14 protein-coding genes are annotated in these 15,285 nt (G+C 55.8%); 7 read left to right on the plus strand and 7 right to left on the minus strand.

Annotated elements, in window-relative coordinates:
- Nucleotides 1-122 precede the first annotated feature (122 nt).
- The 5 genes from F6R98_RS18225 (at nucleotide 123) to F6R98_RS18245 (ending at nucleotide 7,191) form a co-directional block, all read left to right on the plus strand.
- On the plus strand, nucleotides 123-1,550 hold the full coding sequence (locus F6R98_RS18225) for a DUF4139 domain-containing protein (protein WP_153250285.1): 1,428 nt from the start codon (nucleotides 123-125) through the stop codon (nucleotides 1,548-1,550).
- A 361-nt stretch (nucleotides 1,551-1,911) separates the two neighbouring features.
- Nucleotides 1,912-3,036, plus strand: coding sequence for an AI-2E family transporter (locus tag F6R98_RS18230; RefSeq protein ID WP_153250286.1), 1,125 nt, complete (start codon nucleotides 1,912-1,914; stop codon nucleotides 3,034-3,036).
- A 960-nt stretch (nucleotides 3,037-3,996) separates the two neighbouring features.
- Nucleotides 3,997-4,572 carry a recombinase family protein gene (locus F6R98_RS18235; protein ID WP_153247653.1) on the plus strand — a complete coding sequence of 192 codons (576 nt, stop codon included), beginning with the start codon at nucleotides 3,997-3,999 and terminating at the stop codon, nucleotides 4,570-4,572.
- A 4-nt stretch (nucleotides 4,573-4,576) separates the two neighbouring features.
- Nucleotides 4,577-6,229, plus strand: a complete 1,653-nt coding sequence (locus F6R98_RS18240) for an IS481 family transposase (RefSeq protein WP_228125217.1) — start codon at nucleotides 4,577-4,579, stop codon at nucleotides 6,227-6,229.
- Nucleotides 6,214-7,191, plus strand: coding sequence for an ExeA family protein (locus F6R98_RS18245; RefSeq protein WP_153247651.1), 978 nt, complete (start codon nucleotides 6,214-6,216; stop codon nucleotides 7,189-7,191). The genes F6R98_RS18240 and F6R98_RS18245 overlap by 16 nt, the downstream gene beginning before the upstream one ends.
- A 778-nt stretch (nucleotides 7,192-7,969) precedes the next feature.
- On the opposite strand, the gene F6R98_RS18250 is transcribed toward F6R98_RS18245, so the two are convergent.
- From F6R98_RS18250 to F6R98_RS18265, 4 genes are all read right to left on the minus strand, one after another.
- A complete protein-coding gene (locus tag F6R98_RS18250) occupies nucleotides 7,970-8,743 on the minus strand; it encodes a VOC family protein (protein WP_228124953.1) in 774 nt (257 codons plus the stop codon).
- Nucleotides 8,744-8,968: 225 nt separating this feature from the next.
- Nucleotides 8,969-9,370 (minus strand): YchJ family protein, encoded by a 402-nt coding sequence (locus F6R98_RS18255; protein ID WP_153250287.1) that lies wholly within the window; start codon nucleotides 9,368-9,370, stop codon nucleotides 8,969-8,971.
- Nucleotides 9,371-9,389: 19 nt separating this feature from the next.
- Nucleotides 9,390-9,770, minus strand: a complete 381-nt coding sequence (gene gloA / locus F6R98_RS18260) for a lactoylglutathione lyase (protein WP_153250288.1) — start codon at nucleotides 9,768-9,770, stop codon at nucleotides 9,390-9,392.
- 41 nt (nucleotides 9,771-9,811) lie between these two features.
- Nucleotides 9,812-10,405 carry a Uma2 family endonuclease gene (locus tag F6R98_RS18265; RefSeq protein WP_153250289.1) on the minus strand — a complete coding sequence of 198 codons (594 nt, stop codon included), beginning with the start codon at nucleotides 10,403-10,405 and terminating at the stop codon, nucleotides 9,812-9,814.
- 160 nt (nucleotides 10,406-10,565) lie between these two features.
- On the opposite strand from F6R98_RS18265, the gene F6R98_RS18270 reads away from it, so the two are divergent.
- Together F6R98_RS18270 and F6R98_RS18275 are read left to right on the plus strand one after the other, a co-directional pair.
- Nucleotides 10,566-11,510, plus strand: coding sequence for an SPFH domain-containing protein (locus F6R98_RS18270; protein WP_153250290.1), 945 nt, complete (start codon nucleotides 10,566-10,568; stop codon nucleotides 11,508-11,510).
- Nucleotides 11,500-11,940: an NfeD family protein gene (locus F6R98_RS18275; RefSeq protein WP_153250291.1), complete on the plus strand. Its 441-nt coding sequence runs from the start codon at nucleotides 11,500-11,502 to the stop codon at nucleotides 11,938-11,940. The genes F6R98_RS18270 and F6R98_RS18275 overlap by 11 nt, the downstream gene beginning before the upstream one ends.
- Before the next feature lie 280 nt (nucleotides 11,941-12,220).
- On the opposite strand, the gene F6R98_RS18280 is transcribed toward F6R98_RS18275, so the two are convergent.
- The 3 genes from F6R98_RS18280 to pabB all read right to left on the minus strand — a co-directional run bounded on the left by F6R98_RS18280 (nucleotide 12,221) and on the right by pabB (nucleotide 15,231).
- Nucleotides 12,221-12,979 (minus strand): DUF5765 domain-containing protein, encoded by a 759-nt coding sequence (locus F6R98_RS18280; RefSeq protein WP_153250292.1) that lies wholly within the window; start codon nucleotides 12,977-12,979, stop codon nucleotides 12,221-12,223.
- Between the two features lie 304 nt (nucleotides 12,980-13,283).
- Entirely contained in the window at nucleotides 13,284-13,892 is a 609-nt protein-coding gene (locus F6R98_RS18285; protein ID WP_153250293.1) for an amino acid kinase family protein, read from the minus strand.
- Nucleotides 13,879-15,231, minus strand: coding sequence for an aminodeoxychorismate synthase component I (gene pabB / locus F6R98_RS18290; protein ID WP_153251135.1), 1,353 nt, complete (start codon nucleotides 15,229-15,231; stop codon nucleotides 13,879-13,881). Before pabB ends, F6R98_RS18285 begins: the two co-directional genes overlap by 14 nt.
- Nucleotides 15,232-15,285: the final 54 nt, after the last annotated feature.

The following is a 15,285-nucleotide window of genomic DNA, read 5'->3' on the forward strand; positions in this document are numbered from 1 at the left end:
AGCTCCTTATGCGTTCGCGGCCAGGAATTGCAAGAGGCGGGTTCGCACCCACAAAAAACGGAATTGAAAGTAAACCATCCCGTGTTATGCTTCGGCTACACACCCGCCGAAAGGAGCCGCCCATGTCTCTGCGCCTGACCGCAGCCGCAACCAGCTTGATTCTTGCTTTGCCTGCCGCAGCCGAATCGACCAGCACGCTACAGGATCAGCAAAGCGTCGCGGTCACCATTTATAACGAAAACCTCGCACTGGTGAAGGATCAGCGCAAAATCGGCATCGCCGGCGGACACGGTACGCTGGCGTTCCGCGATGTCAGCGCGCAAATCCGGCCGGAAACCGCGCTGCTGAGAAGTCTCTCCAGTCCCGGCAAGCTCGCCGTAATCGAACAGAATTTCGACTTCGACCTGTTGACGCCGCAAAAACTGCTCGACAAGTATGTCGGCAAGACCGTTACCGTCGTCCGCACCAACCCTTCCACCGGTGCGGATAGCAGCGAATCCGCACAGGTACTGGCAACCAACAACGGCGTGGTGATGAAAATCGGCGACCGCATTGAAACCGGCATGCCGGGGCGTATAACCTACCCCGATGTTCCAGCCAACCTGCGCGAGCGGCCCACGCTGGTAATGACGCTCAACAATAGCGGCGCGGCGCAGCAGGAAGTGGAGCTGTCCTATCTCACCGGAGGTCTGGGATGGAAAGCCGATTACGTTGCCGAACTTAACGCCGGCGATGACAAGCTGGATATTTCCGCCTGGGTTACGCTGACCAACACCAGCGGCGCCGCCTACCAAAACGCGCGCCTGCAACTAGTGGCCGGCGATGTAAACCGCGTGCAAGACGAAATCGCCCCGCCGCACGTCATGGCCAAGATGGCAATGGCGGCTCTCGCCCCCGCTCAGCGCATGGCCGAAGAATCGCTGCTCGAATATCATCTTTACACGCTGGACCGTCCGACCACCATTGCCGAAAATCAAACCAAGCAGGTCGCGCTGCTGTCGGCAACCGGCATCCCCGCGCGCAAGGAATTGCTGTTGCGCGGTTTGGATTACTACTATCAGAGCAGCTACGGCGACCTCGGCCAAAAACTCAAGGCCGGCGTCTTTATCGAGTTCGACAATAAGGAAAGCGCGCAGCTCGGCATGCCGCTGCCCAAGGGCATTATCCGCGTTTACAAGAAAGACGCTGCCGGCAGCGCCCAGTTCGTCGGCGAAGACCGCATCGACCACACGCCCAAAAATGAAAAAGTCCGACTCAAACTGGGCGAATCATTCGACGTCACCGCCGACAAAAAACAGACCGACTTCAAAAAACTTCCCGACCCGGCGAAGGGCAGCGCTTTATACGAAAGCGCTTACGAGATCGTGCTGAAAAACGCCAGGAAGGAAGCCGTCGTCATCACAGTGCAGGAACCCATCCCCGCCGACTGGAAAATACTCAAGGAATCCCAGCCGCATACCAAAGCCGCAAGCAATACCGCCGTGTGGAAAGTCAATATTCCGGCTGAAGGCCAAACGACACTGGCTTATTCCGTACAGGTGAAATACTGAGCTGGTTTCGCAACCGCGTTATTATGCGATCAATTATAGATACAGGCAGACAGCACACCTGCACAGAACCAAACACGACAGAGGTTTTGCGGCGAAACGACTTTTCGATCGAGGTTGTCGTCAGCGACACCGAGCGTTCGGCCCGATCATCGTTGTTTTCCGGTGCCAGGACCTCGTCGGATTTCAGCGACTTGACGAGCGAAGCCGAATAGCCCGGAACAAGTCGTACGGAAGCGCGCAAATTCACATTTTCTGCGCGAAAGCGGTTGCGTTCATTCTCAATACGCGGCATGTTAGTCGACATTCAGCTCAGACTGATTTAATAACTCGATAACAGCGCCATCACCTTAAGGAACCCTCAATGCCGATCCCTCGTATTTCCTCGTTGCCCGACAAAGCGCTGGAAAAAATCATCTCACGCAAATTGCTGGATTTGTTCATTCGAGTCGGTTTGATCGGCTTTCTGGTGGTTTACTGCTACCAGATTTTCAGGCCATTTATCGGTTTAATGCTGTGGGCGTTGATTCTGGCGGTGGCGTTGTATCCACTGCATGCATTGATAGCTCGCAAAATGGGCGGCAGACAAAACCTTGCCGCAACAACTTTGGTTCTGGTCATATTGCTGGGCGTGCTGGTTCCCGCCACGCTATTGGCTATTTCATTCGCCGATTCTACGAACGCGCTGGTGAAGGAAGTGCAAAATGGAACGATCAGGATACCCGCGCCTGTCGCTTCGGTCGCGCAATGGCCGATGATCGGCGAACAGGTATATGCATTCTGGTCTACGGCATATACGGATATCGGTAGCGTAATCGCCAAACTCGAGCCCAAAATCGGCGCGGTCACCAAACAAATTCTGGCTTATGCGGCAAGCGCCGGAGTCGCGGTTTTAATGTTTCTGGTTTCATTGATACTGGCAGGCGTGCTGATGGCGCATGCATCGTCCAGCCATGCAGCGGCCATAGCGATCGCCAAACGGATGACCGGACCGGAAAAAGGCGGCGAGTTCGTCGAGCTATCGACCGCGACTATTCGCGCGGTAGCTCAGGGCGTGATTGGCATCGCCTGTATCCAGGCTCTGCTACTGGGAGCGGGTTTTATGGTCGCCGGTGTTCCCGCCGCCGGTATCCTGGCATTACTGGTGCTGCTGATAAGTATCGTGCAAATTCCTGCGATGTTGATTACGGCTCCCGTCATCGTTTATGTGTTTTATACTCAGGAATCCACCACGGTAGCGGTCATTTTTACAGTGTATAGCTTGATCGCGGGATCGGTTGACAACGTACTTAAACCCTTGATGCTGGGACGCGGCGTCAACGCGCCAATGCCCGTTATTTTATTAGGCGCGCTGGGTGGCATGGCGGGTGGTGGAATTATCGGCCTGTTTTTGGGAGCGGTGATGCTGACGCTGGGCTATCAACTGTTTATGGCTTGGGTGCATGGCGATAACGAACAGGAAAACATGAAGACCATTACCGAAGACTGAGAGCGTAGCCGAAGTTTCGCGAAGCAAGGAAGGATCGCAAACAACCGACACACGGCACAGATGTCGGTTACGAATTGCAAAGTACGCTACTGGCGAGTGATCCGAGCGGCGCGCCGCTGGCGGCCCCGGTTCAGAATGGGGTCACCGGTGAAAGGGTATGGCGAACGCGAGTGCCGGATTGACAGGGCGACGGTCAGACGCATCCGGACGAACTGACGGAACGGATCACATGGTTGGAAAACCAGGGATTCAGTCGGCCATTGGTGCATCTAATTGACCGGGAAGCGGATTCGGCTGGCCATTGGCGGCAATGGAACACAGCCGGGCAAAGATGGCGGGTACGGATCAGGGGCGAATAAAAAGTTCACTTTGAAAATCGGGCCCATAGCGTTGCGGAGGCAGCCCGGCAGCTGGTGTTCGAGCAGGTGCGTGGAGTGGATTGCAAAGGTCGGACGGGGGAACAATGGCTGGCCAGTGCCGAAGGGGTTGTCACCCGTCCCGCCCGCCCCAAAGGAAAAGACGCCCAAGGCCAACGGGTAACGGGTAACGGGTAACTGTAACGACCCGCAATCGAAAACACATGAACCCGCAATCAGCGCATCGGCAAACCCAGATTAAGTGAGAATGAAAATAGCGCTCGACCCACATTATTTGAGAATGAGCCCGCAATCAACCGCACCGACCTGCAATCAACCGCGACCAACCCACATTATTTGAGAATGACCGCTGCACCCAAAAACGGCAGGCGGCGCTCAAATTCCTCCCTGACGCCAGTCAAGAAAACGAGGGTTTTCCTTACTGTTTCCGGCAACCATACAGATCATCGTAAAACAGCCCAAAACCAGTAAATAAATTCGGTAAGGAATACAACTTTAATTTATACTTCCTTCACACGAGTTTATTTACAACTCAGCCATGCCGCCCCGCCCTTTTTTCCATCACCGACGCATGAGTAGTGTAATGCTTATTGGTTATGCCAGGATTTCTACTGATGATCAGAACCTTGACCTGCAGCACGACGCGCTCACGCAGGCCGGCTGTTCCAAACAGTATGAAGACAAGGAAAGTGGGGCCAAGGCGGAGCGCCCCGGTCTGCTGACCGCTCTGGATGTGCTGCGTGACGGCGACACGCTGGTGGTCTGGCGGTTGGATCGGCTGGGGCGCTCCCTCAAAGACCTGATTGCCTTGGTCGAGAAGCTTGAGAAGCGCGGGGTTGCACTCAAAAGCCTGCAGGAAAATATCGACACCGGCAGTAGCGGCGGTAAACTGGTGTTTCATCTGTTTGGCGCGCTGGCTGAATTCGAGCGCAACCTGATCCGCGAACGCACCCAGGCAGGACTGTCAGCCGCCAGGGCGAGAGGACGAACCGGCGGACGTCCTAAGGCGCTGGATTCCAATAAGCGGCAACTCGCCATTCGCCTTTACCATGAACGCCAGCACAGTATTGATGAGCTCTGCCGGATGATGGGCATCTCAAAACCAACGCTGTATAGCTATTTGGCGGAAGCCGATGCCGACGCCATTCACGCGGCATAAGCAAATACCCATTGATTCCCTGCTGCAATTGCGGCAGCGGCTTGATCGTTTACCCCGCAAGAGTTCCGAGCGCGCGAATCAAATCGCTGCTGTCGCCACACTGTACGGTGTTTCGATTGCGACGGTCTACCGGGCATTAACCGAATTCAACAGACCACACGCAGCGCACCGTGCCGACCACGGTAAGCCGCGCATACTGCAAGCGTCTGAACTGGAGCGCTACTGCGAGTTGGTTGCCGCACTTAAATTGCGCACGACGAATAAGAACGGTCGGCATCTGTCCACCCGGCGTGCTATTGGGCTGTTAGAGGACTACGGCGTTGAGACCGCATTGGGTTTGGTGCGAGCACCCAAAGGACTACTGACACGCACGACTGTAAACCGGTACCTGTCCTTGTGGCATCTGGATCAGCCACGCCTGACGCGCGAGCCTGCCGCCGTGCGTTTCCAGGCCGAATGCAGCAACGATTGTTGGCAGTTCGATATGTCGCCTTCCGATCTCAAGCATATCGACAAGCCTGAATGGGTTGATCCTTCGAAGGGCCAGCCGACGCTCATGCTGTTTAGCGTGGTGGATGACCGTAGCGGCGTGAACTATCAGGAATACCGCTGCGTCTATGGTGAGGATGCAGAATCCGCTTTGCGCTTCCTGTTCAACGCAATGGCGCCGAAAGCCGATGCGGCGTTTCCCTTTCAAGGGATGCCAAAAATGATTTATTTAGACAATGGCCCGGTCGCCAAGAGCCGGGTATTCCAGAACGTCATGCTGGCACTGGGCATTGAGTGGCAAACGCATATGCCGGCAGGGAAAGACGGCAGGCGTACCACGGCTCGATCAAAAGGCAAAGTTGAGCGCGCCTTTCGCACCCTCAAGGAAGCCTATGAGACGCTGTATCACTTCCACAAGCCGGAAACCGAGCGGCAGGCCAACGAGTGGCTGTTGCGTCATCTGATCCATATCCATAATGCGCGCCGGCATCGCTCCGAACCCCACACGCTGATGGACGACTGGCTGAAGAATCTGCCGTCGGAAGGCGTGCGCGAGATGTGCGCCTGGGAACAGTTCTGCCGTTTCGCCCGCGAGCCGGAACGGCGCAAGGTCGGCATCGACGCCCGCCTCAGCGTTGGCGGCACCGAGTATGAAGTAGAGCCAGACATGGCGGGCGAGCGTGTGGTGTTACTGTGGGGCTTGTTCGACGACGAGCTGTATGTCGAGTTCAAAGGTGAACGCTTCGGCCCTTATCATCCCGTGTCCGGCCCGATCCCGCTACACCGGTACCGCAGCTTCAAACGGGGCAAAGCAGATGAACGCGCCGATCATATCCGCGCCCTGGCCGATCAGCTGGGTCTGCCTATCGCCGCACTGTCTGGCAACGATGTGAGACTTTCACCGCCGACGGCAGCTGCGGCAGCGCCGATACCGAAACAGCCTTTTAATGCCGAAGCACATGAGTATCACTTTCCCAGCGTCATTGCGGCCAAACTCGCCATCGCTGACGATCTCGCGCAACCGTTGGCGAAGCTACCACCAGAAGATCGGTCATTTATCGACCAGGTGCTGAGCGAAACGCTCGTGCGCCGTATCGTGCTGGAGCGCGTGCGCGATTACTTTCGACGCAACAAGAAAAAGGGAGACAAACCATGCGGGTTGACGTGATGAAACATTACGGCCTGACGGTGCCATTGAATCAGGCAGGCTACTACGAAACCAGTCATAACCAGCAGTTAATGAGCGATATTCGCGGCGCTATCCTCGATGGTCGGCTGGTGGCTTTGTCCGGCGTGATCGGCATCGGCAAGACCGTCATGCTGGAGCGTATTCGGCAGGCGCTGGAAGAGGAAAAGCACGTCATCGTGTCGCAGTCCTTTGCCATCGACAAGCGCGCCATCAAACTATCGACCCTGGTTACGGCGCTGTTCTACGACCTGTCTGGCGATAAACAAATGCGTGTGCCGACCGACATCGAGACCCGTGACAGGCAGTTGCACGAACTGATAAAAAAACGAAAACGCCCCGTCGCCCTGTTCATTGATGAAGCACACGACCTGAACACCTACACTTTGACCAGCTTGAAACGCCTGATTGAGCTTGCGCGGAGTGGCGGTGGCGGCGGTCGACTGTCGGTGGTACTCGCCGGCCACCCCAAACTGAGGAACGATCTACGTCGGCCCACGATGGAGGAAATTGGTCACCGCACCACACTCTTCTCCCTGGACGGCATCACCGGCAGCCAGCGCGAATATATCTATTGGCTGCTTGAAACGTGCACTGAAGGCCAGGTAGAAGCGGAGTCCATCCTATCTGAAGACGCGATCTACCTACTGTCCAGCAAGTTGCGCACGCCGTTACAGATAGAGGACTACCTGACTCAAGCCTTGACTGCAGGTTACCAAACCGGCGAAAGGCCTGTCTCCGTTGAGATCGTCAATACCGTATTGACGCGTCATTCAGACGATATTGAAGCGACACTGACGCGCAACGGCTACCGTATCAAGGATCTGGCGGAGCAGTTCGACGTCAAGCCGGCAGAAATCAGGGCGCTGTTCACCCAGACACTCGATCCAGTACGCACGAGTGAGTTGCGTGAAAAGATGTTGAAGGCAGGGCTGCCAATATGATGGATAATCGCACGCCGAATGATGTTAAAAAAACCCTCGTTTTCTTGACTGGCGTCAGGGAGGAATTTGAGCGCCGCCTGCCGTTTTTGGGTGCAGCGGTCATTCTCAAATAATGTGGGTTGGTCGCGGTTGATTGCAGGTCGGTGCGGTTGATTGCGGGCTCATTCTCAAATAATGTGGGTCGAGCGCTATTTTCATTCTCACTTAATCTGGGTTTGCCGATGCGCTGATTGCGGGTTCATGTGTTTTCGATTGCGGGTCGTTACAGGTAACAGCCATTCCGGGCCACCCCTTAGCCGCCCGCTGGGTGGTTGGCCGGATACGGGACCAGGAAGGCAAGCTCCTCGCGGAATGGTATCTGCCGACCAACGTGGAGTTATCTGTTCCGGCAGAGCGGATTACCTTGTGATACAACTATCGCCGGCAGATAGAATCGTTCTTCAAACTGCTCAAGGCAGCGGGCATCAGTTGGAATGCTGGAACAGGAAACCGGTGAACAGACGGTGCGCACGCGGGAGTTTTGGTGCGTTTATCGGGACGGCAAACGAAGCGAACGCGCCCGATCACCGCGCCCGCTTTGTTGGATGGTGTCTGTTCAAGCGCTTCAGCCTGTTGGACGTCTTGAATGAATATTCCATTGAGGAATTGCAAGCTTTCGCCGACTTTGCCTTTCCTCGAAGGTTTGAAACTCCAGGAAAGGCGAAGGGAGATGTGTAGATACGCATGCCCGGAGGAAGAGAGGATTTTCATTTTTATGGAAGAAACGAGAGGCGCAACTTTAACGCTTGGGTGCGACCATCGCGAATATTGCACCGTGCGGATCAAGGCATTGGGCTATCCAGCGGCCGCCGGGGACTTGCATCGGCCCATTGACGATATTGCCACCGGCTTGACCGACTCGCGCGACGGCGTCGTCGATGGCGTCGACATTGACGTAAAAAAGCCAGAAAGGCTGAGGCGTTTGCGGCATTTTGGTCATCATGCCGCCCGCCGGTTCGCCGCCCATTGAAAAAAGCTGATAAACGCCCATCGGCCCCATATCGATAGCCTCGGCCTTGGTCCATCCGAAAAGGCCAGAGTAAAAGGCAAAGGCGCTTTCCCCATCGCCCGCATGCAACTCGTGCCAGCCGATATGGCCGGATGTAGCGGGCGCTACGGGTTCCCCCGCCTTATCGCAAGTGTTGCTAAACAACATAAACACCGCGCCATGCGGATCGGCCACGACAGCGAAACGGCCAACGCCGGGAATGTCGTCGGGAGCCCGGCGTAGCGCGCCGCCGGCTGCCTGAACGCGCTCGGCATAGGCGTCGACATTGTCGACCAGAACATAGCCCGTCCAGCAGGGCGGAATGCCTTTTGCCGATACTTCTTCGGGTATAGCCATCAGACCGGCTATTTTTACCGCTCCGGCGGAGAAAATCGTATAAGGGCAATCGGCCATACCGGAATCTTCCGCATCCCAGCCGATTACCTGCCGGTAGAAAGATTCGGCGGCCTTGCAGTCGTTGGTCATCAACTCGTACCAGACGAATTTTGGTGTTATATTCGGCATAAACATTTACTCCTTGATTTAAAAGTCTAGGTAACTATTCAGCGAGTGTTTTTGAGTCCTGACCGAAGCCTATCGGAAGTGAGGCAAGCCAGCCGAGACAGGCTGCAAGTCAGCTCTCTGCGCCCATCCATGGGCGCAGAAGGTCTCGCCTGACTCACCTCACTTCCTTTCCAACGGGTATGTTGAATAGTTACAAGTTTAGTTTGTGTAAATCCGCCCCGGATATCAGTCATTATCAGTCTCCCCGTCGACATAAAACCAGCGATCCTGCTCGCGCACGAAATGGCTGATTTCATGCAGGCGATGCGCACGGCCGCCGCCGTTTTTGTAGCGCGCGACGAATTCCACCTCCGCACGATCCGGTTGCAGCGGGTTGCAATAATAACGCTTGACGTTCAATCCAAGCCAGCGGGTATGAATATCCGTTTCCTCCAGATGCAGCGCTGCCGGGCGCGTCGATACGTACCAGGTGGCCAGCAAATAATCTTCACGCCGCAGCGTATACGCGCTGTAACGCGAACGCATCAAACGCTCGGCATCGTCTGCATATTCGCCACCGTCGAGATAGCGCCCGCAGCAATCGGAGAATTTTTTACCCGAACCGCAAGGACAAGGAGATGAAGACAACGCTGACACTGCGCCGGACTTATTGTTGTATCAATTCGATTTTGTAGCCGTCAGGATCGCTCACGAAGGCAATCACCGTCGTGCCGTGCATCATCGGGCCGGCTTCACGGGTGACGGTTCCGCCCAATTCCTTTACGCGCGCGCAGGTCTCATAGGCATCGTCGACTCCGATCGCGATATGCCCGAATGCATTACCCAGATCATAGGATTCGACGTCCCAGTTATGCGTCAGCTCAATAACCGCGGCGCTTTGTTCATCCTCATAGCCGACAAAAGCCAGCGTGAATTTTCCGCCGGGGAAATCGTGCCACCGCAGCAATTTCATGCCCAGAACACGGGTATAGAAGTCGATGGAACGATCCAGGTTTCCAACACGTAGCATGGTGTGCAGTATTCGCATGTTTAGTATCCCTATCAATCAGTCGCTAAGTCAATCGGGCTTTAACCCAGTGGCGGCCCTTTAACCGGCACCGCCTCGGGCAGGCCGAATAATTCGCTCAATGCGATTTCGAACCCGTCCAGCGCATGTAATGGCAACACATCGTCAGCGGCATAAACTTCCGCTTCGCAGAAATGCTGCTGGTTGTCCAGCCGCCAAGCCTGAACATAGTTCGCCGATGGGTCGATAACCAGATATTCGCGCACTCCGGCGCGTTGATAAAGCGCTTTCTTCTCGCGCAAATCCCTGGCGGCGGTAGAGGGCGACAGCACCTCCACCACCAGATCGGGCGCTCCCTGAATGTTTTTTTCGGTGATTTTGGCCGGATCGCAAACGACGATAACGTCGGGCTGCACCACATCGCGTTCCGACAGGATGACATCCACCGGGGCGATAAACGGCTGACAGGGTTTGCCGCGCAGCTTTTCCTTCAAACGCACAAACATTTCTCCGGCGATATTTTGATGTATGATCGCGGGCGCCGGGCTCATGTTGTAAGCCACGCCGTCAATCAGTTCCCAGCGCTCGTCGTCGTTCCAGCTAAGATAGTCAGTTACGGTATAACGGTTATCGGACTGCCGCACAATAGCGTTCATGAACACCTCCCAAGGGGACTTGCATCGTTTCGAGCATCTTATTCCAAAGCCGCTTGATCCGCCAATAGGCTCAAACAACCGTTCTTTTCACCTTATCAATCATGCTATGGTATGAATACCCCGCGTCATCGGGAACGGGGAAAAACGAGGAGGATAGTATATGTCCGGTTTTTCGGTTTTCGCGTTTTTTCTAGTGGTGCTTGCCATCGTTCTGGTGGTGCAAAGCGTCAAATTCGTGCCGCAGGGCATGGAGTACACCTTGCTGCGATTCGGCAAATACACCAATACATTGAGTCCCGGACTCAATGTGATCGTCCCCGTCATTGATCAGGTAGGCGCGCGCATCAACATGATGGAACAGGTCATGGACGTGCCTTCGCAGGAAATCATCACCAAGGACAACGCGATGGTGCGCGTCGACGGGGTGATTTTCTTCCAGGTGGTGGACGCCGCGCGTGCGGCCTATGAAATTACCAACCTGCAAATCGCCATCAACCAGCTGACCATGACCAATATCCGCACCGTCATGGGTTCCATGGATCTGGACGAACTGCTGTCCAAGCGCGACGACATCAACACGCGCCTGCTCGGCGTGGTCGACGACGCCACCACGCCGTGGGGCATTAAAGTCACCCGTATCGAGATCAAGGATATACGCCCGCCGCAGGATCTGGTGGACTCGATGGGGCGGCAGATGAAGGCCGAGCGCGACAAGCGCGCGCTGATCCTGGAAGCGGAAGGCGCGCGTCAGGCGGCGATACTGCGCGCCGAAGGCGAAAAACAGGCCATCGTGCTCGACGCGGAAGGACGCAAGGAAGCGGCGTTCCGCGACGCGGAGGCGCGCGAACGCCTGGCGCAAGCCGAAGCGCAGGCCACGCTGTCGGTATCGAAAGCCATCGCCGAAGGCGATTTGCAGGCCATCAACTATTTCGTCGCGCAAAAATATGTGGAAGCGCTGAAAAATATCGGCTCCGCCCCGAACAGCAAACTGGTGCTGATGCCGCTGGAAGCCTCCAGCCTGATCGGCGCGCTGGGCGGCATCGGCGAACTGACCAAACAAACGTTCACCCCAAAATCATCGGAAAAAACCGGTCATGGCGCTTGAATGGGTTTATTGGCATTGGTTTGCTGTCGCGGCGCTGCTGCTGATTGTAGAGCTACTGGCTCCCGGCCTGTTTTTTCTATGGCTGTCGGTCGCGGCGGCGCTGACAGGGGTGGTATTGCTGCTGTTGCCGGATTTGAGCATCAGTCATCAACTGATAGGCTTTGCCCTGCTCGCCATCATCAACATCGGCTTGTTCCGCCGCATCTTCCAGCACTACCCGACACAAACCGACGAACCCCGGCTCAACCGGCGAGCAGAGCAATATATAGGACGCGTGTTCACTTTGGAAAAACCGATAGTCAACGGTCAGGGTAAACTGCGGGTGGACGATTCGTGGTGGAAAATTGAAGGTGTTGATTGTGCTGCTGGGGGAAAGGTCAAGGTTGTGGCGGCGGATGGGGTTATTTTGCGGGTAGGGCTAGAAAGATAAAGGTTTTCCTGATTAGTAACGATTCTTCAGTCAATTCGTATCGCATGGTCGTAGTCGTCATTCCGCCAGAGCCTGCCCCAGACTTGATCCGGAGGGACTGCCGGAATCCAGGCCTAATGGATGGCTCGGAGCTTGCCGTCCATGGCTCAGGACACCCGCTTCTTGGTGGGTATCCTGAGCATGTTGGTTCAGAAGAAGAATCCTGGTAATCAGGAAGAGTATTGACCACAAGCCCCAAAGAATATCTTCGCTCACCTCAATCCCGCCGCGCCCAATCCACCTATACCGAAGGCGCATAATTCAACAACCGCCGGTAACCGAACCACCAGTTTACGTGCAAATAACGCCTGACAGGCGTTTTAATCACCGATACGCACAGCGCGATGGAAAACAGGCACCACACGGCGGCATATTCGTTCGGGTTACTGGTCAGCACATCGGAAATCAACGGTCCGACCAGATAGTGAAAGCCGACAAAACGCCACGAGCCGTAAAGCAGCGGCAGGTAAAAGGCCGTAACTATGTAGGCGAATCCGTGCAGGCCGTAGCGGAATCCGACAGGATTGCCCGGGTAATCCGACATTAATCCGTTCAGCGGCAGTTGCCAGGCGATATGCCAGTCGCCCGACACCGAACAGGCCTGCTCGCCGCAGAAGCCCTCGAAACCGATGATACATTTCCCCGCCCAGGCCATCGGGTACATTTTGACCAGCATCGCTACTGCGCCGACTGCGCACAGCGCGTAAATATAAACCCCGATTTTCCGCTTCACCGCCTCGGGAATAAAATACATCGCCACCATGTTGACGAAAAACGGCTGAAATGCGATGTGCAGATATCCGAATAATGTCAGCATCTGATTGGGCGGCGCATCGCACAAATTGATATATACATAGGTAGCCGCCTGTAGCAGCTCCATGCAGACAAAATAGGTCAGCGGTATCCATAACTCTTTCGATTCGCCTCTCCAGGCGACATAGGCAGCAGTTCCAAAACCCGCCCCAGCCAGAACCGCCGACGCTTCACCACTCCAACACATACCCTCTCCTCCTCAGGATTGTTATTTGTGGCTATTCAATACAACCGAGGGTATCGTTCTGAAAAGAGGCCGGGGAGAGGTTGGCAAAACCGTGTTTTGTCAGAAATCCAAAACTCGAGCCTCCATGGCCTGCCCTGAGCGGAAGCCGAAGGGAACGGATAGGACGGATTTACAGCGTTTCTCGACAGCCTTACCCAGCCCGCCAATACCGGTAGCTGAATAGCTATTCTTTTTTTGTTATTAAACCAATATTTTTTCGGCGGCGATGCCCTCCATAACGGGCTCCGTGCACCCGCCGGTAAAGCTATACCACCCGCAGCAAACCGTCCGCCGGATCGTTCATCAACTCCCGCACACGCGCATGCTCCGATGCGCAGCACAACCAAACCTTGAACGACGCATGCTCAATAAATCGCGGAAATGCTTCATCGATCCAGCCGCGTTCGACCGGTACGCGCACCGGCAAACCGGATTTACCGATATCGTCGGCGAACGGCAAACGGGTGGATTTTACCAGCATTAAATGTTCGGCATGCAATTGACCCGCAAGCCATGCGGCCAGACTATCTGATGTAACTTGCCATGATACCGGCACGCCGGCCTGATTCAGCGCATCGGGATCTGGCAGCCACACTACAGCGCGATCATGAGGCGGCTGGAACCGGCCGGTTTTTTTAAATACCGGCAGCCCGGCCATATCGCCAAGCATGCGGCCATACTGCTGCATGGACAATATCGCCATATCGTGCGCGGCCTGCTCGCCAAACCCCCAGCGTTGCTGCATCACGCGCACGGTGTCCGCAAACGCGCCGCCGCCGGGTACGATAACCGCGTTGGCATGCGCCACCGCCTTCAGCCAGAACGGCAAAACCTCGGTGTTGAGCAGGCTCCCGCCCAGTTTAATAACCCACACGATCCGCCCAGGTATTTTCGGCCTGCAACTTGGTTAGCACTTCGATCATTGCCGCCGCCTTGTCGTAGCATTCCTGATACTCCTGCTCGGCATCCGAATCGGCGACGATGCCGCCCCCCGCCCAGAATCGTATCCGGTCGCTGGTATGCACCAGGGTGCGAATGGCGATATTGGTATCCATGTTGCCGTCGTGACCGATATAGCCGATCGCGCCGCAATAAACGCCCCGGCGATGAGGCTCCAGTTCCTCAATGATCTCCATCGCCCGGATCTTGGGCGCGCCGGTGATCGAGCCGCCGGGGAAACAGCCGCGCAGCAGACTCAGAGCATCCTGCTCCGGCGCAAGCCGCCCGCGTATCGTACTCACCAGATGATGTACTGTGGCATAGCTTTCGATGGCAAACAGCTCGGGTACATGCACCGAGCCGGGAATGCAGCTTTTGCCGATGTCGTTTCTGAGCAGATCGACTATCATCAGGTTTTCCGCCCGATCTTTTGCGCTTTTCAGCAATGCGTCCCTGCGCTTGTTGTCTTCCGCCATCTGGCTTGAGCGTGGACGCGTTCCCTTGATAGGGCGGGTTTCGACCTGACCGTTTTCGACGCGAATAAACCGTTCCGGCGACGAGCTCAACACGCGCGCCTGAGGATAGTTCAGAAAGGCGCTGAACGGCGCCGGGTTGATATGCCGCAAAACCTGATAAGCCGACCAGGCATTGCCTTCGCCAGTGGCGGTAAAATGCTGCGCAAGGTTGACCTGATAGCAATCGCCTTCATGAATATAGCGCTGAATCTTTGCAAACGCTTTCCGGTAATCGGCACGGGTCATGTTGCTGACAATATCTCCGGTAACATGAAAGTCGGTCTGCTTCCACGCCAACGTCTGTATCTGACTGAAGCTTTTCACCAGATGCGGCCAGCGTTTCGCCGTAGCCGCATCGCGACCTTGCCCCACCAGCCAGCTTTTGCGCTCGCGATGATCGACCACGACCGCCCAATCGTAAATGCCTACGACCATTTCCGGCACCGCCTCGCTGTCGCCTGCCGTCGACGGCAGGCGTTCCAGCCTGCGCGCCAGATCGTATCCGAAGTAACCGATGGCCCCGCCGCAGAACGGCAACCCGGAAATCGCGGGTACAATATCTCCCAACCGGTTTTTCACCAGCTGAAACGGATCGTCGGACAGCAGCGTTGTTTCGCCATGCGCCCTGACCTCGGTCAGATTGCCGCGCGTCACCAGCGTACACCACGGATCGGCTGCCAGAATGTCATATCGTCCCTGATTGCAATAAGGATAACCGCTGTCGATGAATACCGCCCAACTGCGATCGGCCCAAGGCATGAACAAGGCCGCGCTGTCGCGGAAATAAGGCAATTCGGTAATAAGAGGGAACGC

Source organism: Candidatus Methylospira mobilis (genome assembly GCF_009498235.1).
Lineage (GTDB): Bacteria > Pseudomonadota > Gammaproteobacteria > Methylococcales > Methylococcaceae > Methylospira > Methylospira mobilis.